We start from the raw sequence: 19772 nt of genomic DNA on the forward strand, positions 1-19772 counted from the left end.
TGCATGAAGTAAGTGGTTTGTGCATGCCCCCGTTTTTTCCTTACATCACAGCTCGTGAATTGCCTTTATGCAGTCAAGGCCATCATTCACCGCAGCCAATTATTCGGCATCAAAAAGATTTTTATTGCATTTAATATGGAGCCATACTAACATGGCCTCATGTTACTTCTCAAAGAACTTCCTACCTCCAAAAGCCTGGAACGTTTCGTTCAGCGCTACCCGCAAACCGACATTTCGGCCATCTCGGATTTTGTCGCCTTGTTGCGCGCCGCTTCGGATATTTCCGATGCGCTGGACAAGCTGCTGGGCAAGCATGATCTGCTGCAAGGCCGCTGGTGGGTGCTGGTGTTGCTCATGCGCCAGGAGGATTTCACTTCTTCGCCTTCAGACCTGGCGGAGAAGGCCGGTGTCACCAAAGGCACCATGACAGGCTTTATTGACGGCCTGGAGCGGGAAGGCCTGGTGACGCGGCTGATCAATAACGATGACAGGCGCAAGTTTCTGATACGCCTGAGCGCCGCTGGCCTGCAAAAGCTGGACGAAGTGATGCCGGACTACATAGACAAGGTGAAACTCTTGATGGATGTCCTGAGCAAGTCGCAACGCGATGTCCTGATCTCGCATGCCAGAACCCTGGCCGAGCATGTGGATGTCATGAAATAAGCTGCTTCATTTTTTTTGAACATTTAGTTTGAATCCATACTTTATGGTTCCATATTTTTAATTTATTGCCATGCTGCCTGACTCAACACCGCAAAATGCGCATGCCATAGCGCACCCTGATGCCGCCGTTAACGGCCAGCTACTGCCATATCGGCGGCTGTCCGGCCAGCTCCTGCCATATCGGCGGCTGTTTGCCGTGTTGCTCGCATGCAGCCTTATCTCACTGCCTGGCTGTGTCAGCATGCGCGGCATCAACCCGCAGGCAACGACCGTGCAAGCCAACCAGCTTGATCTCGGCAATACCGTCATCAGCGCTGCTAGCATCGAATGGCCGAATGCCGCATGGTGGAAGGACTATCACGATGCCCAGCTGGATGCGCTGGTCACCAGAACCATTGCCGATAACCCCGATCTCAAGGCGGCGCAAGCCCGCATAGGGCTGGCACAGGCCTATGCGGACAGCATGCACGCCCAGACCTTGCCGACGCTGAGTGGCGACACCACCATGACGCGCGAGCGCTTTACCGAGCTGCAATTCATTCCTGCTCCCTGGGCCGGGCATACCGACTGGAACAACCGCGCCACCGCATCGCTGGCTTACGACCTGGATTTGTGGGGCAAGCAGAAGGGCATGTGGGCGGCGGCGCTGGACGAAACCCATGCGTCGGCAGCCGAGACGCAGCAGGTGCAGCTTGAGCTCGTCAATGCCGTGGTGAGGAGTTATATCCGCCTGGGCTTTGAGTACCAGCTGCGCGATATTGCCGAAGAGCATGTGCGTGAAGTGGAGCACCGTGTGGCGATCGCCCGCCGGGCGCTATCGGCGGGTCTGACCACGGAGCTGGCCGTCACCGAAACCGAAGTGCCATTGCCCATGGCGCGCATGAAGGTGCAGCAGATTGAGGCACGCATTGCCCTGATCCAGAATCAGCTGGCTGCCTTGTCTGGTCAGGGCCCCGGTGCTGGTGAACATATCCAGCGCCCCGTCTTGCACTATGACGCCGCCATCGGCCTGCCCGATCAACTGCCTGCCAACCTGATTGGTCGCCGTCCGGATATTCTGGCGAGCCGCTGGCGCATTGAGGCCTCGCGTGAATACATCGCCAGCGCCAAGGCCAATTTTTACCCCAATATCAATCTGCTGGCATTCGCTGGTTTTCAGGCGCTGGGCTTCGGCAAGCTGTTCACCAATGCCGCCGCCATTGCCGGCGTGGGCCCGGCCATTTCGCTGCCAATTTTTGATGGCGGCCGTCGCCGTGCCAACCTCAGTGCGCAAACCGCCAGCTACGACATGGCCGTGGAGCATTACAACGCCACTGTGCTGAAAGCGCTGGAAAGCATCTCGAACCAGCTGGTGCTGCTGAATGCCAATGCGCGTGAGATCAAGAATGCCGAGGAAGCGCTGGCCACGGCTGAAAAAGCCCATGCGCTCGCCCTCAGGCATTACAAGGCTGGCCTCACCAATTATGAGCACGTGCTGGCAACGCATGAGGTGGTGCTGACGCAACGCGAAGCCATGCTGCAGCTGGAAGCCGACAAGCTGGATGCCCATGCCGGCCTGATGCTGGCGTTGGGTGGCGGGCTGAATGACGAAAAGGCCAGCCAGGCCATCTCCGATGCCAGCCGCCCCCATGCCGATACCACGAAACACGCCAGGGCAGGGAGCACACCATGAACGCCTGCTCACTCGCCAGCATGAGGCGGCCTTTGCTGCGCACCCGCGTGCAGTTACGCCTGTGCGCCCTTACTTGCGCGCGCTATACCCGCGATGTGGCAGATGCCATATCGACACTGGCACGCGCGCTGGGCATGGGTGCTACGCTGGGCGCACGCGAATGGTGGAAGCTGGATGCCCCCATCATCGCTTATGTATTCAAGGTGCTGCTGGCAAGTGTGTTGGCGGTGTGGATATCGCTGCGCCTGGAGTTTGATCAGCCGCGCACGGCGCTGCTGACGGTGGCGATCGTCATGCAGTTTCGCTCCGGCATGGTGCTGACCAAAAGCTATTACCGGCTGATCGGCACCATCTTCGGCATTATCGCGTCCTTCCTGCTGGTCGCCATGTTTGCGCAGGAGCGCGTGCTGTTCCTGCTGTGCATGACGATCTGGATAGGCCTGTGCACGGCGGGCTCGGTGATCTTTCGCAATCACCAGTCCTATGCCTTTGTGCTGGCGGGCTACACCTTGTGCATTGTCGGCCTGCCCGCCACGCTGGCGCCCGAGCTGACCTTCAATATCGGCGTCACCCGCCTGTCCGAAATCCTGGTGGGCTTGCTGTGCGCCACAGTGGTGAGTGATCTTGTGTTTCCGCAACGCATGTGGAATGTGACCCTGCAGACCGTGCGTCGGCGCTACACCGACTTTTGCGACCTGCTGCGCATCAGCGCGCGGGAGGGCGTGGCACATGCCACCTTGCAGGCGCACATGCTGCGCTTCATCGGCGACATCTTCAGTCTGGAATCCTTTCGCGCTTCTTCGGGCCTGGAGACGGATGAATCACGTGGGCACCGCCACCGCCTGAGTCATCTGAACAAGGAATTCATGGAAGTCTCCACGACCTTTCATGCCTTCAGCCGACTCTTGCAGCGGCAACGCAACAACAGCCGTGCCGAGGTGCGCGAGGCCCTGCTGCAGCTGTATCAATGGCTGGCAGACGCGGTGACTGTGCAATACCGCAGCGCGCAGACCGAGCAGGAAACGCTGGAGATTGTGCAGAAGCTGAAAGCCTTCCGCGAAGACTTCAGCCTGCGTCTGCAAGCAGCCCGCCATCGCTTGCCAGCCACATTGCAAACCAGGGACCTGCTGGATTTTGATACCGGGGCTGCCTATCTGCTGCGGCTAGCCGAAGAGCTGTATGTCTATAGCAGCACCTATGGTTCGATTGCCACCGGCAGTGCGCCCGACCAGGGGCATGCAGAGGAACTGCCTGCCCAACTGGAGATGCATTTTGATCCACTGGCGGTGGCGCTGGCCGCGCTGCGCGGCAGTATCACGCTGCTGATACTGGCCGGGCTCTGGATATTCACCGACTGGCGCTCGGGCATAGAGGCCATCACCATCGGCGTTATCACCAGCACGCTGTTTGCGAACAGTCCTTCGCCCAGCAAAACCATACGCCACTTCATGGCGGGCGCGTTCATCGGCACTGTGCTCGCCTATTTCAGCAATTTCTGGTGGCTGACCCAGGCGCATGACTTCTGGACGCTGATCATTGCCATCAGCCCCGGCATCCTGCTTGCCAGCTGGCTGGGTTCCAGGCCTGCTACCGCATTTATCGGGGCAGGGGCTTCCGTGGTTTACCTGTTGCACATCGGCTTCAACACCGTTTTCAGCGCCAGTCCGGTGACTTTTCTTAACGATGCGGTGGCCGATCTGCTGGCGATTCTGGTCTCGGGCACCATGTATGGCCTGATCGACCTCAGCGGCAGCGCCTGGTCACGGCAGCGCGTATCCAATGCCTTGCGCAACCTGGTGGTAGCTGCCTGTCGCGAGTCCACCCCACTGCGGCGTGCCCGCTTTGAAGCCAGCGCGCGGGATCTGGTGCAGCGCTCCGGCAGCGTGCAGCGGGTTGGCGAGGCGCAGGATCAGGTAGTGGTCGAATGGCTCTTTTCGGCGCTGGAGGTTGGCCATGCCGTGATCGCCCTGCGCGAGCAGTTGCCGCATGTGCCAGCCGAAATGGCCCGCGCCCTGCAACACGCCATTGCGCAGATTGCCAGCCTTTACGAGGCGCCGGGCCAGGCCGCCATTGCGCACGCAGCAGACGCTGTTGATCAGGCGCTGGCACTGGCTGCCCCCAGTGCTGCCAGCGAGATGCCACTGCATGTGCGCCACCAGTTGCTGACCACGCTGCACTTTGTGCATAGCACGCTGCTGGATGAAGCTTCGGTGCTGGCATTCGGCCCCAGCACATTTGCGAGTACCAGCCCCGCGGGAGGACGCTGATCATGCCACGTGAATTTGCCTTGCTTGATGCCCTGGTACCCACCTTGCTGCTGGCATTTATTGCAGCGGCGGCTGGCACCCTGGTGCTGGACCGCATGTTTGCCTGGCTCGGCGCTTATCGTCTGGTCTGGTACCCCGCGCTGTTTCGCTTGTCGGTGTTCGGATGTCTGTTTGCGGGCCTGGGGCTGTGGATTTACCAGTGATGAACGCAGGAAATGTGAAGCGCGGTGGTGTTAATGCCTTGGAAATCACGCGCAGAATTTGTGAAGGAAACTTGCCATGAAATTTTATCTGAAGCGCCTGTTCAGGATACTGATCACGCTGGCCCTCGCTGCCGCTGCGGTCTTTCTCGCCCAAAAGCTGTGGGTGCGCTACATGGATTCGCCCTGGACACGTGATGGCCGGGTACGGGCCGATGTGGTGAATATCGCGCCGGATGTGGCCGGGCTGGTGATGAATGTGGCCGTGCGCGATAACCAGTTTGTGCATCGTGGCGATGTGCTGTTTCAGATTGACCCTGAGCATTTCCGCCATGCCGTGGCCGAAGCCAATGCCATCGTGAATCAACGTAAGGCGGCGCTGCAGATGAAGCGCAATCAGGCACAACGCCGTGCCAGCCTGGATGATGAAGTGATTTCTCGCGAAAACCGCGAAGATACCGACCTCGGCGCCGTAGCCGCCAAAGCCGACTACGAGGCTGCGCTGGTCACCCTGGAAAAAGCCCAGCTCGACCTCACGCGCAGCACCGTGCGCTCACCCGTGGATGGCTGGGTGTCCAACCTGCTGGTACGTCCGGGCGATTATGCCCAGGTGGGCGCGGCCAAGCTGGCCATCATTGATCAGCATTCTTTCTGGGTATACGGCTATTTTGAAGAGCACAAGCTGCCGCTGGTGCATGTGGGCGATGCCGCCGAGATACAGTTGCTGGGCACCGGCCGCCGCCTGCAGGGGCATGTGGAAAGCATAGCCATGGGCATTACCGACCGCGACAACCCCACGGACGTGCGGCTGCTGGCGAATGTGAATCCCAGTTTCAACTGGGTGCGTCTGTCACAACGGGTGCCGGTGCGGATACAGCTGGACGAGATACCCCGGGATTTAACCCTGGTGGCAGGGATGACATGTTCGGTGGTGGTCAAACCTTCTCTGGTCTTAGAGTCAAAAGTCACGCGGTCACCAGTCACGCAGTCTGGCGTCAGGCCATTGGCTAAAGCTAAAAGCTAAAAGCAACGTGGGTGACCAGCACAATGCCTGGTCACCCACGGGGCAACTTGTTCACAGCCAGATGACATAAAAAATTACGTCACGAGCCCAGGTTTACTCGGTCTTGGTCTCATCTGGTCCAGCCGTGTGAGGTTCGGTGCCTTCAGGAGCGGGGGCGACCTTCTCGTGTTCAGCGGGCACATAGCCACCAGGTTCTGCCTTGCCTGATGCCGCAGGAGCAGCAGGTGCAGCCTCAGGGGCTGCAGCGGGTGGCGGGGTGGTGGCCGCAGGGGCTTCTGCGGTTTCCGGGTTCGCGGGCTCGGGCTTCGAGCAGGCAGTCATCAGTGCAGCGGTCATTGCAATGGTAATAAGGGAACTCGGCCATGATTTCATCATTGATTATTCTCCTTTGGTCATTTTCATTCAGGCTTGCTTGTCAGGGTTAGAACCCCATCTTCTGGCTTAAGTTCGGTCAAATTGCCATTTGCATTATTAAGATTGCATTAATTAGTTAAATTAAATCAATCGTTTGTTTCACAGCAAACGTATGCCTGCCAGCGTATCCAGGCAGGTTTCACGAATAATCCGCACCAGATCCACCGCATAAGGCCGCGCCATGATTTCCGTATTGCCAGTGGCGTAAAGCTCCGACCACAGGCCTTTGCGCGTGATGGGTTTGGCGATGACATACTCGTGCTCCAGATAGCTCTGTATGCCCCAGCTCGGCAGCGCTGCCAGCCCGCGACGGCTCGCCACCAGTTGCATGATGGCGACAGTCAGCTCGGCCGTGCGACGGTCAAACGCCACATTGGCCGGATGCAGGACTTCGCGTATCAGGTCGATGCGTTCTTCCGGTACCGGATAGGTGATCAGCGTGCTGCCGCTGAAATCCTCGGCCTGCAAAAAAGGGCGGGTGTGCAGGGGATGGTCTGTCGGCAATACCGCCATGATTTCAAAGGTGAAAAGCGGCACATGCTGCAGCATTTTCATCTTGCCCGGCAGGCCGCCAATGACAAAATCCGCCTTGCCTTCCTTGATCAGGCTCCAGGGGTCGCTATGAAACCCGGCCACCAGATCCAGCTCCACCTCCGGCCAGGCACGTCTAAAGGCATCCATCACCGGCGTCAGCCAGTCAAAGCAGGTGTGGCATTCCAGCACAATGCGCAACTCGCCGGATTGGTCGGATTTCAGCCGCTCCAGATCGCGCTCCGCCTGCGCCGTGGCTTCCAGCACGATATCCGCCAGCTTGAGCAGGCGTTCGCCCGCAGGCGTAAAGCGCAAACCGTGCGCGGTGCGCTGAAACAGCGTGATCTGATAATACTGCTCCACCGAACGTATCTGGTGCGAGAGCGCCGATTGCGTGAGGTAAACGCGCTCGGCGGCCAGCGCCAGCTTGCCGCTTTCAGCAATGGCCTTGAAGGATTTGAGATGTCGGATTTCGATCATGATATGAATTTAATTCAAGTTTAATGGAAAAAAACTCGCTTTATTAATTCGATGATAGCACGCAAACTGCGGCCTTCGTTATTGAGAGGTGAGTTGTCATGATCAAAGCCCATATCCTGGGGTACCCGCGCGTCGGGGCCAAACGTGAACTGAAAGTTGCGCTGGAGGCATTCTGGAAAAGTGCGCCCGGCGAAGAAGCCCGCCATGAAGCAGCGCTGGAGCAGACCGCGCGCCAGTTGCGCGAAACGCATTGGCAAAAGCAGATAGACGCCGGCCTGGCCTTTATCAGCGTCAATGATTTTTCATGCTACGACCATGTGCTGGACCACACTGTGCTGTTTGGCGCCACGCCGCCGCGCTTTGGCTTTGCCGGGCGGCCATTGCAGGCGCAGGACTACTTTGCCCTGGCCCGCGGCAATGCCGAGCAACCCGCGCTGGAGATGACCAAATGGTTTGATACCAACTACCACTACCTGGTGCCCGAGCTGAGCGCCGAGACCGAATTTTCCATCAACGCCCATGCGTTTCTGCTGCAGATAGACCAGGCGCTGACCACCGGCGCCGAGCTCAAGCCCGTGTTGCTGGGCCCGGTGTCATGGCTGTACCTGGGCAAGAGCCGCGATGCCGGGTTTGACCGCCTGAGCCTGCTGCCAGCCTTGTGCGCGCAATATGCCGCCTTGCTGAGCGAGCTCAAGCTGCGCGGCATTGCCTGGGTGCAGATCGATGAGCCAGTGCTGGCCCTGGACCTCGATGCACGCTGGCTGGCGGCGTTTGCTGATGCCTATGCCCGCATCCGCGACCACAGGCCCAAGCTGTTGCTGACGACGTATTTTGAAAGCGTGGCGCGCTATGTGGGTGCGGTGACGTCTTTGCCGGTGGATGGCCTGCATATCGACCTGGTGCGGGCGCCGGAACAGCTCGCCGCCTGGCTGGCGGCCTTGCCCAGCCATTGGGTGCTTTCCGCCGGGGTAGTGGATGGCCGCAATGTGTGGCGCAATGATCTCGACAAGACCTTGCAGCTGTTGCAGCCGGTAGCGCAGCAGCTGGGGGATCGCCTGTGGATCGCGCCATCGTGCTCGCTGTTGCATGTGCCGGTTTCGCTGGCGCAGGAGTCGTCTATGGATGCGGAAATACGCTCCTGGCTGGCCTTTGCCGATGAAAAGCTGCGCGAGTTGCAGCTATTGCAGCAGGCGCTGAATCATGGGGTGGATAGCGTGGCTGCCGAGTTTCAGACCGCACGCAAGGCCATCGCTTCTCGCGGCGCATCGCCACGCGTGCACAACGAGAGCGTGCAGCAGCGCTTGCAGCATCTGCCGCAGTTATCCGCCGAGCGCAGCAGCCCGTTTGCCGAGCGGCGCCTGGCGCAGCAAAAGCGCTTGCGGCTGCCTTTGCTGCCGACGACGACCATAGGCTCTTTTCCGCAGACGGCCGATATACGGGCGAGCCGGGCGGCGTTTCGCCGGGGTGATCTGAGTGCGCAGGATTACACGCTGGCCATGCAGCAGAACATACGCCATGCCATTGAGCAGCAGCTGGCGCTGGATCTGGATGTGCTGGTGCACGGCGAAGCCGAGCGCAACGACATGGTGGAATACTTCGGCGAGCAGCTGGCAGGCTATGTGTTCAGCCAATACGGCTGGGTGCAGAGTTACGGCTCGCGTTGCGTCAAGCCGCCGATTATCTATGGTGATGTGCACCGCCCACTGGCGATGACCGTGGCGGAGGCCCGCTACGCGCAGTCGCTCACCAGCAAGCCGGTTAAGGGCATGCTCACAGGTCCAGTGACCATGATGCAATGGTCGTTTGTGCGCGATGACCAGCCGCGCGAAACCACCGCCTTGCAACTGGCGCTGGCAATACGCGATGAAGTGGCTGATCTGCAAAATGCAGGCATTGCCATCATCCAGATTGACGAGCCCGCCTTCCGCGAAGGGCTGCCTTTGCAGCAGGCCAAGTGGGCGCAGTATCTGGCATGGGCGGTGCGGGCATTCAAGCTATCGGCCAGCGTGGCGGAAGACAGCACGCAGATACATACCCACATGTGCTATTCGGAGTTCAACGACATTCTGCCGTCGATTGCCGCGATGGATGCCGACGTGATTACCATTGAGACGTCGCGCTCGGCGATGGAACTGCTGGATGGCTTTGGCGAGTTTGATTACCCCAACGACATCGGCCCCGGGGTGTATGACATCCACTCGCCGCGGGTGCCGAGTGTGGAAGCCATGACCACCTTGCTGAAGCGTGCGATTGAGGTGATCCCGGTAGAGCGCTTGTGGGTGAATCCGGATTGCGGCCTTAAAACCCGCGGCTGGCCGGAAACCATCGCCGCCCTGCAACACATGGTCGCCGCCGCACGTCAGCTCCGCCACGAGAAGCTCAATCACAAGGCGGCGTGATCTCGGGACTATCGTTCTTGTAACCCTTGCCAGCGGCCCACGTATGAATGCATGCGTGGGCCGCTGGCATTTTTAATGCTCGGCTTGGCTCAGGCGCTAATCACCAGCAGGCTGCCCAGCATCATGACGATGGCGGCGATCAGCTTGCGCAGAATGTCTTTTTCCTTGAACACCTGATAGCCCACCAGCACCTGCAACACCATGCTCATCTGAAACAGCGCCAGCGTGTACGCCACCAGCATGTGCGACAGCAGCACCAGCGTGCAGTACTGCATGATGAAAATCATGACGCCTATGCTGGCAATCGTGGGCAAATGCGACAGCGAGGTTTTGGTGCTTTCTTTAACACTCGCGGGTATGAACAGCAGATTCGCCAGCATCACCAGCGGCAAGCCCAGCAGCGACCAGAACACCAGCGTGGCCAGCGGCCCGCCATCCGTCACCGCGTTTTTCAGGAACAGCGTGCCGATGGAAAACAGCAAGATGGACAGAAAACGCGCCTGCACGCCGCGCTCCTTCAGCAACAGCAGCATGCGGTTGGCCTCGCGCTGACCATTGGCAGGCATCAGAAAAAAACTGCCCACTACGATGATGGCCACGCCTGCAAAGCCCTGCAGGGTAGGCACCTCGCCCAGAAACACAATGGCGAGCAGCATGGAAATCACCACCTTGTAGGCATTCAGCGGCCCAAACACCGACAGATCGGTTTTGGCGAGCGACATCACCATGAACATCCAGCCGCCCACATCGAGCAGGGCGGCCAGCAAGACATTCACCCAGAACGCCTGCGGCAGGCTGGCAGCATGCACCACAGGCACAAACGGTAGCGCCAGCACACTCAGCACCACATAGCTGGTCGCCACCATGAAGAAGGGGTGCAGCGGATGCTGCGACAGTTTTTTCTGATAGACATTGGCGAGGATGGAAAACACCAGCCTGCCAAATACGAACGCGATTTCCACGAACAACAACTTTCTTTTTTGGGGGATGAAATGCCGGGGAAGGGCAACAACCGACATTATGCGGGTGGATGTCATGTGATTGAAATATTTGTCGCCCGGGCCTGCGCCATCAGGCGTTTTAGCTTGCGGCGATAGCTTGATTCCGGACAGAGTACATAGGGCGTTATGCCCATATTTTGTATTTCTCTGTTGACGATACCACTCCCTATTGTGTTACATTGCCAGCACTACGGTCCTCAAGGTTTGATTCAAACCGCGAGTTAAAAGGGAATCCGGTGCGTGTATCTGCAGATGTTATCTCGCCGATATGCAACGCCGGGGCTGCCCCCGCAACTGTAACCAGCCATCGGGCTGACGCCATGTCAGTCTGGTAGCGCAAGGCATCTGAAGCCACTGAACCTGCCGGGGTTCGGGAAGGCGCCAAGCGTAAGGCCGGGAGCCAGGAGACCTGCCGTGGATTTTTTCAACGCGTTTGAGGCGGGGTGTCCTCGGCAGATGGAAGGTTTGCGCCTTCTCCCTTGCTGGTCCTGGTGGTGGATATACAGCGGCAGTGCAATGTCATTGCGCCTGCGTATGTCGGTCGCCGACTCCCGCTCCTGATAGGAGCCAAGTAGATGGATGATATCAATACCGCGCAGCCGGTTTTAAATGCTGCACTTCCCAGTTTGCAAGTCATACGCCGTGATGGCGCGGCCGTGCCGTTTGCCGCCGACAAGATTTCCATTGCGCTGACCAAGGCGTTTTTGGCGGTGGCGGGCGAGCACTCGACTATTTCCACCCATATGCGCACCGAGGTGCAGGCGCTGACCGATACCGTGGTGGCCGCCCTGGTGCGCCGCAAGCCAGCCGGTGGCTCCATCCACATTGAAGATATTCAGGATCAGGTAGAGCTGGCGCTGATGCGCTCCGGCGAGCATGACGTGGCGCGCGCCTATGTGCTGTACCGCGAAAAGCGCGCCGCCGAGCGTGCCGCCCAGCAAGCGCCTGCGCCCACCCTGCATGTGCTGCAGGATGGCAAGCGCGTGCCGCTGGATCAGCAGTTGCTGCTCAGCATGGTGACCGAGGCCTGCGTGAATCTGGGCGATGCCGTGCAACCCGCCGTGATTGTGGAGCAGGCCATGCGCGACCTTTACGACGGCATGCCGTTTGATGAAGTGCGCCGCGCGCTGATCCTCTCCGCACGCAGCCTGATTGAGCGCGAGCCTGCCTACAACTACGTCACCGCCCGTTTGCAGCTGGACCTGGTGCGTGCGGAGGTGCTGGGCGAAGCCGTGAGCCATACCGCCATGGCGCAGCGCTATGCCGAATATTTTCCGCAATACATCAAGGCCGGCATTGCCGCCGAATTGCTGGATGAGCGCCTGGCGCAGTTTGATCTCAGCCGCCTTGCCAGCGTACTGGTGGCCGACCGCGATCTGCAGTTTGGCTACCTGGGTTTGCAGACGCTATACGACCGCTACTTTTTGCATATTGAAGAGCGCCGCATCGAGCTGCCGCAGGTGTTTTTCATGCGCGTGGCCATGGGCCTGGCGATCAACGAGATTGACCGCGAAAGCCGCGCCATTGAGTTTTACCATGTGCTGTCCAGCTTTGATTTCATGAGCTCCACGCCTACCTTGTTCAACAGCGGCACGCGCCATTCGCAGCTGTCCTCATGCTACCTCACCACCGTGAGCGATGATCTGGATGGCATTTACCAGGCGATCAAGGAAAACGCGCTGCTGCAAAAATTTGCCGGTGGCCTGGGCAATGACTGGACGCCAGTGCGGGCGCTGGGCTCGCGCATCAAGGGCACCAATGGCAAAAGCCAGGGCGTGATTCCTTTCCTGAAAGTGGTCAACGATACCGCCGTGGCGGTGAATCAGGGCGGCAAGCGCAAGGGCGCGGTGTGTGGCTATCTGGAAAGCTGGCATCTGGACCTGGAAGAGTTTCTGGACCTGCGCAAGAACACCGGCGACGACCGCCGCCGTACGCACGACATGAACACCGCCAACTGGATTCCTGACCTCTTTATGCAGCGCGTGCAGGCCAATGCGGATTGGACGCTGTTCTCACCATCCGACGTGCCGGACCTGCATGATCTGTATGGCAAGGCATTCGAGACTGCCTATACCAACTACGAGCGCCGCGCCGACCATGGCGAGATCAAGCTGTTCAAGCGCGTGCCCGCGGTGCAGCTGTGGCGCAAGATGCTCTCCATGCTGTTTGAAACCGGGCATCCGTGGATCACCTTCAAAGACCCGTGCAATATCCGTTCGCCGCAGCAGCACGTGGGCGTGGTTCACAGCTCCAACCTCTGCACCGAGATCACGCTGAATACTTCCGAAACGGAAATCGCCGTGTGCAACCTGGGCTCGGTAAACCTGATGGCCCACCTCAAGCGCGAAGGCGACAGCTATGTGCTGGACCAAACCAAGCTGGCTGCCACCATCCGCGTGGCGATGCGCATGCTGGATAACGTGGTCGACATCAACTTCTACGCCGTGGGCAAGGCGCGCAATTCCAATTACCGTCACCGCCCGGTGGGCCTCGGCATCATGGGTTTTCAGGATGCCTTGCACGCCATGCGCGTGCCGTATGCCTCGGCTGCGGCGGTGGAGTTTGCCGACCGCGCGATGGAAGCCGTGTGCTACAACGCCTACCTTGCCTCCAGCTATCTGGCGGAAGAGCGGGGCGCGTATTCGTCATTCCGTGGCAGCCTGTGGGATCAAGGCATATTGCCGCTGGATACGCTCAATCTGCTATCCGAAGCACGTGGCGGCCAGGTGGAAGTGGACCGCTCAAGGACGCTGGATTGGGATAGCCTGCGCCAGCGCATACAGCGCGTGGGCATGCGCAATTCCAACTGCGTGGCGATTGCACCCACGGCGACCATCTCCAATATCGTCGGTGTCTCCGCCAGCATAGAGCCGGAATACCAGAACCTGTATGTGAAATCCAACCTCTCGGGTGAATTCACCGTGGTAAACGAGCAACTGGTGCAAGACCTGAAAGCGCGTGGCCTGTGGGATGAGGTGATGATTGCCGACATCAAGTATTACGACGGCTCGCTGGCCGCCATCGAGCGCGTGCCGGCGGACCTCAAGCAGCTGTACGCCACGGCGTTTGAGGTAGACCCGGTGTGGCTGGTCGAAGCCGCTGCCCGCCGCCAGAAGTGGATAGACCAGGCGCAATCGCTCAACCTCTACTTCGCCGCGCCCTCCGGCAAAAAGCTCAACGACGTCTACCTGCTGGCCTGGCTGCGTGGCCTCAAAACCACGTATTACCTGCGCTCGTTAGGCGCTACCTCGGCCGAGAAATCGACCGGGCAGGGCGGGGAGCTCAATGCGGTGTCGTCCGCCTTGCCTGCGGTGGCCGCGGCTACCAATGCCGAGCCTGAGCCCAAGCAATGCCTGATCGACGATCCCGACTGCGAAGCCTGCCAATAACCCTGACTGTCTGCGACTCACCTACGCTGGCTGCACATGATGTGCCTTGCCACCAGGGTGGGTCGCACCTTCATCGCCGAATTTTAAGGAAACACCATGCTGAATTTTGAAGACGATATCCTGACTGCCCCCGCTGCCGCGCCAACCGCCACGCCCAAGGCAGTCCCCGCCATGCCATCTGCCGCCGCCACTGCCATCTCAGCCGCCAACCAGCCCAGCGCTACGGGCCGGGTGCAAGCGGTGGATAAGCGCGTGATCAATGGCCAGACCGACGTTAACCAGCTCGTGCCATTCAAATACCACTGGGCGTGGGACAAATACCTGGCAGGCTGCGCCAACCACTGGATGCCGCAAGAAATCTCCATGAGCCGCGACATTGCCCAGTGGAAAGACAGCAGCGCGCTCACCGAAGACGAACGCTTGATCGTCAAACGCAACCTCGGCTTTTTCACCACCGCCGACTCGCTCGCCGCCAACAACATCGTGCTCGGCACCTATCGCCACATCACCGCGCCCGAGTGCCGCCAATATCTGCTGCGCCAAGCCTTTGAAGAAGCCATCCACACCCACGCCTACCAATACATCGTCGAAAGCCTGGGCCTGGACGAAAGCGAAATCTTCAACGCCTATCAAGAAGTCTCCAGCATCCGCGATAAAGACGACTTCCTCATCCCCTTCATCAACACTCTGACCGACCCCGAATTCAAAACCGGCACTACGCAAGCCGACCAGCAGCTGCTGCGCTCGCTCATCGTCTTCGCCTGCATCATGGAAGGCCTGTTTTTCTACGTTGGCTTTGTGCAGATACTCGCCCTCGGCCGCCAGAACAAAATGCAAGGCGCCGCCGAGCAATACCAATACATCCTGCGCGATGAATCCATGCACTGCAATTTCGGCATCGACCTCATCAACACCCTCAAGCTCGAAAACCCGCACCTGTGGACCCCCGAATTCCGCGAAGAAATCAAACGCCTGATGCAACAAGCCGTCGAGCTGGAATACCGCTACGCCGAAGACACCATGCCCCGCGGCGTGCTCGGCCTCAACGCCGCCATGTTTAAGGAATACCTCCGCTTCATCGCCAACCGCCGCATGCAGCAAATCGGCATCGACGCTCTATACCCCGGCGCCAGCAACCCCTTCCCCTGGATGAGCGAAATGATGGATTTGAAGAAAGAGAAGAATTTCTTTGAGACGCGGGTAACGGAGTACCAGACGGGTGGGGCGTTGAGTTGGGATTAGGGGGTATTTTTAGCCCATAGTCAGTACCGGCAGGATGAGCGAGCAGCGAGCCCGCAGCAGTTCGGTCCGCGAAGCGGAGACGGAGTAACGCGTTTCGCTTATTATTTGCTCTTGTGAGTGGCTGTTTTCGCCAAAAGCGTAGTGATGACTCTGGCAAGACAAGAATGCTTCGTCATCAAATGGTGAATACGGCCTCCAAAAGCCCATAAAAAAATAGCGGAGGGATTCGTGCATCTTCACTCATATCGTCTCAGGAATTTTCGACGCCTGAAGGATGCTCATATAGAGCTAGCTGACGACATATCAATATTTGTAGGATCGAATAACAGCGGAAAAACGTCAGCAACTCAGGCCATCCATGCGTTTGTCACAGGTGGAAGAGATCGTTTCAGTCTTTATGATTTCAGTTCTTCTTGTTGGAAAGCCTTCGATGAAGCTGGAGGCATTAACCTGGCCGAACCAGTTCCCGACGGTCTCTCTCTTCCAAGCATAGAGCTTGATCTCTGGTTCGAAGTTGCTGCGTCAGACCTCTATCTAGTGATTCCCTTGCTTCCGAGTACAGCATGGGAAGGAACAAAGGTCGGCATACGGGTTTCGCTGGCTGCACGAAATCCCATTAACCTCATTCAAAATTACCAAGAAGCCAAGGCTAAAGGTAGAGAGCAGGCCGCGGAACTGCCGCCAGGGTCAGAATATGTTCCTTGGCCTCGCTCCCTGACAGACTATCTTCAGCGCGAACTCAAGAGCGAATATGAGCTGCGCTACTTCATCTTGGATCGCACCCACTTTGATGAGAATTTCCGTGAGATCGGGGACTATATCCCAGAAGAATTAAGTGGAGAACCGGGTGGCGGAACAATCCTAAAATCGCTTATCCATATCGACAGTTTGGGGGCTCAACGACACCTGGCCGACCCCAATCCGGAAGCCGGCGGGAGATCGGAAGACCTATCAAAACGTTTGAGCCGCTTCTACAAGCGCAACCTTAATCAAAGGCAAGACGATCACACAGCTCTCAAGGCGTTGTTCGACTCTGAGCAAGCGCTCAACATTCACTTAGATGGCGTATTCAAGCCGATGCTTGATCGGCTCGCGAAGCTAGGTTATCCGGGCATTAATAACCCGCGATTGAAGATTATGTCGGCGCTAGACCCCGCCCACGTCATGAGCCAGGACGCGCGTGTCCACTACCAGATCGGAGACGGCGAAGACATTGCCACACTTCCTGACAGTTACAACGGACTTGGGTTCAAGAATTTGATTTATATGGTCGTGGAGATATTGGACGCCCAAGCGAGATGGGGGACGATGGACAATCGCCCTCCATTGCACCTGATTTTCGTGGAGGAACCAGAGGCCCATCTGCACGCCCAACTCCAGCAGGTATTCATCCGGAATGTGCTTGAGCTTCTGAACATAGAAGGCGACGACGGAAGTATTTTTGGCAGCCAAATGGTCATAACGACTCACTCGCCGCACATTCTTTACGAACGAGGATTCAAGCCAATCCGCTATTTCCGCAGGAAGAAAGTTGGCAATGAACAGTTGACCGAGGTTCTAAATCTATCTGCCTTCTACCAAGCCCAGCCAGATGATCGGGATTTTCTAGAAAAATATTTGAAGCTGACGCACTGCGACCTCTTCTTCGCAGATGCCGCTATTCTTGTTGAAGGCAATGTTGAAAGATTGCTCCTACCCCTAATGATCCGGAAGGTGGCGAAAACTCTCCGATCAGCTTGTCTATGTATTTTGGAGGTCGGAGGGGCCTTTGGTCATCGTTTCCAATCGCTCATAGAATTTCTCGGTCTAACGACACTAATCGTTACCGATATTGATAGCGTCGCCCTCGTGGCTCCTGAAGCCGGCGATGCAGTCGATGATGAGGAAGTCGAGGAGTTCGAGGTTCCTGCCGATGAAGAGGAAAGCCTAGCTCGGCATGATCAGGATGAAGGACAAAATCCGGTTGGTGAGCCGGTGGCAGCCCCACTTAAGAAAAAATACGGTAAAGCTTGTTTGCCCAATCAACCAGGCGCTGCAACCTCGAATCAAACCCTTATAAAGTGGCTTCCTGGCAAGCTAACGATCGAAGACTTGCGCAACGCCTTGGAAGCCGACAAAACTCACGAGCTTGTAGACGGCGCAAAGGTTCGCGTCGCCTATCAGACCGAACGGGCCGTTACTTGGAACGGTTCCACTGAAAACCTTTGCGGGCGCACGCTTGAGGAGGATTTTGGCCTTGAAAATCCAGAGTGGTCTCAAGCCGCAGCGAGGAAGCCTCTTGGCCTGATTGTGAAGGGGGGGATCGCCGATCCCAGCGCGCTTGCAAAAGGCCTCCATCAGAAGGTTTCGCGGAAAAATTTCGATAAGACGAAATTCGCACTCGCTTTACTCACTGAAAACGAGGATGCGTGGCATGTCCCGGCATACATCCGTGACGGATTGGTTTGGCTAAAGGGCGAAGTGCAGATCGAACTTGAGACCTTATTGCCTGATGCCGTTCCCGTCGCAGAAGTTGGCTCGATAGGGGCTGAACATGATTAGCCGAGCAAATAAGCCGGATACCCAGGCAGACATCGACCTGCGAAACTGTCTTGGGAACGTTCCACCACGCAGCTTCATAATGAAGGCCGGTGCCGGCTCCGGAAAAACCACCTCTCTCATTAAGGGGCTGTCATCGGCCATCCAAATACACGGAGAGAAACTGAAGAAAGCCCGTCAGCGCATCGCCTGCATTACTTACACGGAGATCGCAGCCGGAGAGATATGGAGGGATGTCGGCAGTGATCCGCTGGTTCACGTTTCGACGATTCACAGCTTCATGTGGCTGCTAGCCAAACCGTTTCAGAACGACATTCGCGTCTGGGTCTCTGCGCGCATCGCGGAAAAAATTGAAGCGCTTGTACAGAAACAGGCAAGCTATGGCCCCAGGGTTCAACAGCGCACAAAAGACAAGGACGCCCGAGACCTGGAGCGTCTCCACAGGCAGTCGGGGCGAATCGCTGCTGTAAAAGGCTTCCGATACGGAACAGGTAGCGACTACGTAAAGGGAATTTTGGGGCATGACGACATTTTGAGGCTTGTGCCCTACCTCATCGCTGAGCGTCCTCTCTTTCGAACCCTTCTCGCGCGCCAATTTCCTTTCATATTTGTGGACGAGAGTCAGGACACAACCACAGAAGTCATTGAGGCACTGAAGACCGTTGAGCGCGAGCCCGGCGTCACACTTTGCCTCGGCTTTTTCGGCGACCCGATGCAACGCATTTATGCCACGGGAACTGGTTTGGTTGAAGCCGAACCCAATTGGGCCGACATTCCTAAACCGGAGAATTTTCGGTGTTCAACTAAGGTTTTGAATCTTGCAAACGCTATTCGTCGCGATGGTGATGACCTCGTTCAGGTTCCTGGCCAACGTCTAGGCCCTGAGGGCATCAGACCAACTCCTGAAGGTTCCGCCCACCTTTTTATCTTGCCTGCGGACGATACGCGAGATGCCAACTTAGCTAGAGTGCGCGACTGGATGGCGGCGCAAACTGGTGATAATCGCTGGCGACTTGGTGATGGTAACGAAGAGCAGATCAAGCTTCTTGTCATTGTTCACCAGATGGCTGCGAAACGCTTAGGATTCGGAGAGCTTTACTCAGCGCTCAACTCCAAAGCGCCGGCAGCATTCAAAGACGGTTTTCTGGATGGCTCTGCATGGCCACTTTCACCGTGTGTGAAATTTCTGATTCCGATAGCAGTTGCCCATACAGAGGGGCGGCAGCTCGAAGTGATGCGGCTGATCCGGGAGTACTCGCCCCTTCTTGAGAAAGAAACTCTAGCCGGGGCGAACGTCGCAGAACGGCTAAAAACACTTAGAGAGCTTGTTGTCTCAATTGCAGAAGGCATAGCCGGGAATTCCAACGTAACGATTGGCGATCTTTTGAAGCAAGTGTATGCCGCAGGATTACTAATCCTTGATCCCCGGCTAGCATCTTACTTGGACCCAGAAGCAGCTCCACCTGCCCCGACCGCAGAAGGAGAAGAAAATGACGACGGCCAAGAAGACGATGAGTCCAATAAGGAAATGGCCTCGATGGATGCTTTTTTGGCATGTCCTGCTTCACAGCTTCTGGCGTACCAGACTTATATTTCGGAGCGTTCCCCCTTTAGTACTCAGCAAGGCATCAAAGGGGCTGAATTCGATAGGGTGCTCGTCGTGCTAGACGATGCGGAAAGTACGCATTTCCAGTTTTCTTATGAAAAATACCTAGGCCTTAAAGCGCCTTCGGATACTGACCGAAAACACATCGAGGCGGGTGAAGAAACGACTGTAGATCGAACGCGCCGTCTTTTCTATGTAAGTTGCACAAGAGCACTAAAAGACTTGGCAGTCGTCCTCTTCACGGCCGATTCCGAACAGGCTGAGGCACATGTACGCCAGCTTGATCTTTTTGAAGATGACTCCATCCATGTTCAAGCCGTCTTTGAAGAATCATAATTTAATAAAG

The 19772-nt window shown here is 57.5% G+C and carries 13 protein-coding genes and 1 riboswitch; of the genes, 10 read left to right on the forward strand and 3 right to left on the reverse strand.

Translation table 11 applies throughout. The features are described 5' to 3' along the window. The first annotated feature begins 159 nt into the window (after positions 1-159). From MPQ_RS05565 to MPQ_RS05585, 5 genes are all read left to right on the forward strand, one after another. A complete protein-coding gene (locus MPQ_RS05565) occupies positions 160-663 on the forward strand; it encodes a MarR family winged helix-turn-helix transcriptional regulator (protein ID WP_013441921.1) in 504 nt (167 codons plus the stop codon). A 70-nt stretch (positions 664-733) separates the two neighbouring features. Further along, positions 734-2335 carry an efflux transporter outer membrane subunit gene (locus tag MPQ_RS05570; RefSeq protein WP_013441922.1) on the forward strand — a complete coding sequence of 534 codons (1602 nt, stop codon included), beginning with the start codon at positions 734-736 and terminating at the stop codon, positions 2333-2335. Next, positions 2332-4602, forward strand: coding sequence for an FUSC family protein (locus MPQ_RS05575; protein WP_013441923.1), 2271 nt, complete (start codon positions 2332-2334; stop codon positions 4600-4602). The genes MPQ_RS05570 and MPQ_RS05575 overlap by 4 nt, the downstream gene beginning before the upstream one ends. A gap of 2 nt (positions 4603-4604) precedes the next feature. Further along, the gene (locus MPQ_RS05580) at positions 4605-4805 is read left to right on the forward strand and encodes a DUF1656 domain-containing protein (protein ID WP_013441924.1); all 201 of its coding nucleotides are present in this window, start codon (positions 4605-4607) and stop codon (positions 4803-4805) included. A 76-nt stretch (positions 4806-4881) separates the two neighbouring features. Then, positions 4882-5826: an efflux RND transporter periplasmic adaptor subunit gene (locus tag MPQ_RS05585; protein WP_013441925.1), complete on the forward strand. Its 945-nt coding sequence runs from the start codon at positions 4882-4884 to the stop codon at positions 5824-5826. A gap of 93 nt (positions 5827-5919) precedes the next feature. Here MPQ_RS05585 and MPQ_RS05590 read toward each other — a convergent pair whose 3' ends face one another. Both MPQ_RS05590 and MPQ_RS05595 read right to left on the reverse strand, forming a co-directional pair. Then, complete coding sequence (locus tag MPQ_RS05590) at positions 5920-6201, reverse strand: hypothetical protein (RefSeq protein WP_013441926.1); 282 nt, start codon at positions 6199-6201, stop codon at positions 5920-5922. A gap of 138 nt (positions 6202-6339) precedes the next feature. Then, complete coding sequence (locus tag MPQ_RS05595) at positions 6340-7251, reverse strand: LysR family transcriptional regulator (protein ID WP_013441927.1); 912 nt, start codon at positions 7249-7251, stop codon at positions 6340-6342. 98 nt (positions 7252-7349) lie between these two features. Here MPQ_RS05595 and metE point away from each other — a divergent pair, with 98 nt between their 5' ends. Then, positions 7350-9650, forward strand: coding sequence for a 5-methyltetrahydropteroyltriglutamate--homocysteine S-methyltransferase (gene metE / locus MPQ_RS05600; RefSeq protein WP_013441928.1), 2301 nt, complete (start codon positions 7350-7352; stop codon positions 9648-9650). 89 nt (positions 9651-9739) lie between these two features. Here the strand turns inward: metE and MPQ_RS05605 are convergent, their stop codons facing one another. Next, positions 9740-10612 (reverse strand): EamA family transporter, encoded by an 873-nt coding sequence (locus tag MPQ_RS05605; RefSeq protein ID WP_041362640.1) that lies wholly within the window; start codon positions 10610-10612, stop codon positions 9740-9742. Between the two features lie 213 nt (positions 10613-10825). Next, positions 10826-11083: riboswitch (cobalamin riboswitch) on the forward strand. Positions 11084-11226: 143 nt separating this feature from the next. On the opposite strand from MPQ_RS05605, the gene MPQ_RS05610 reads away from it, so the two are divergent. The 4 genes from MPQ_RS05610 to MPQ_RS05625 all read left to right on the forward strand — a co-directional run bounded on the left by MPQ_RS05610 (position 11227) and on the right by MPQ_RS05625 (position 19762). Next, the gene (locus MPQ_RS05610; protein WP_013441930.1) at positions 11227-14040 is read left to right on the forward strand and encodes a ribonucleoside-diphosphate reductase subunit alpha; all 2814 of its coding nucleotides are present in this window, start codon (positions 11227-11229) and stop codon (positions 14038-14040) included. Positions 14041-14136: 96 nt separating this feature from the next. Next, positions 14137-15282 carry a ribonucleotide-diphosphate reductase subunit beta gene (locus MPQ_RS05615; protein WP_013441931.1) on the forward strand — a complete coding sequence of 382 codons (1146 nt, stop codon included), beginning with the start codon at positions 14137-14139 and terminating at the stop codon, positions 15280-15282. A 228-nt stretch (positions 15283-15510) separates the two neighbouring features. After that, complete coding sequence (locus tag MPQ_RS05620) at positions 15511-17823, forward strand: ATP-dependent endonuclease (protein WP_013441932.1); 2313 nt, start codon at positions 15511-15513, stop codon at positions 17821-17823. Then, entirely contained in the window at positions 17816-19762 is a 1947-nt protein-coding gene (locus MPQ_RS05625; RefSeq protein ID WP_013441933.1) for a UvrD-helicase domain-containing protein, read from the forward strand. Before MPQ_RS05620 ends, MPQ_RS05625 begins: the two co-directional genes overlap by 8 nt. Positions 19763-19772 lie beyond the last annotated feature (10 nt).

The organism is Methylovorus sp. MP688 (assembly GCF_000183115.1).
In the GTDB taxonomy this organism is placed as follows: domain Bacteria; phylum Pseudomonadota; class Gammaproteobacteria; order Burkholderiales; family Methylophilaceae; genus Methylovorus; species Methylovorus glucosotrophus.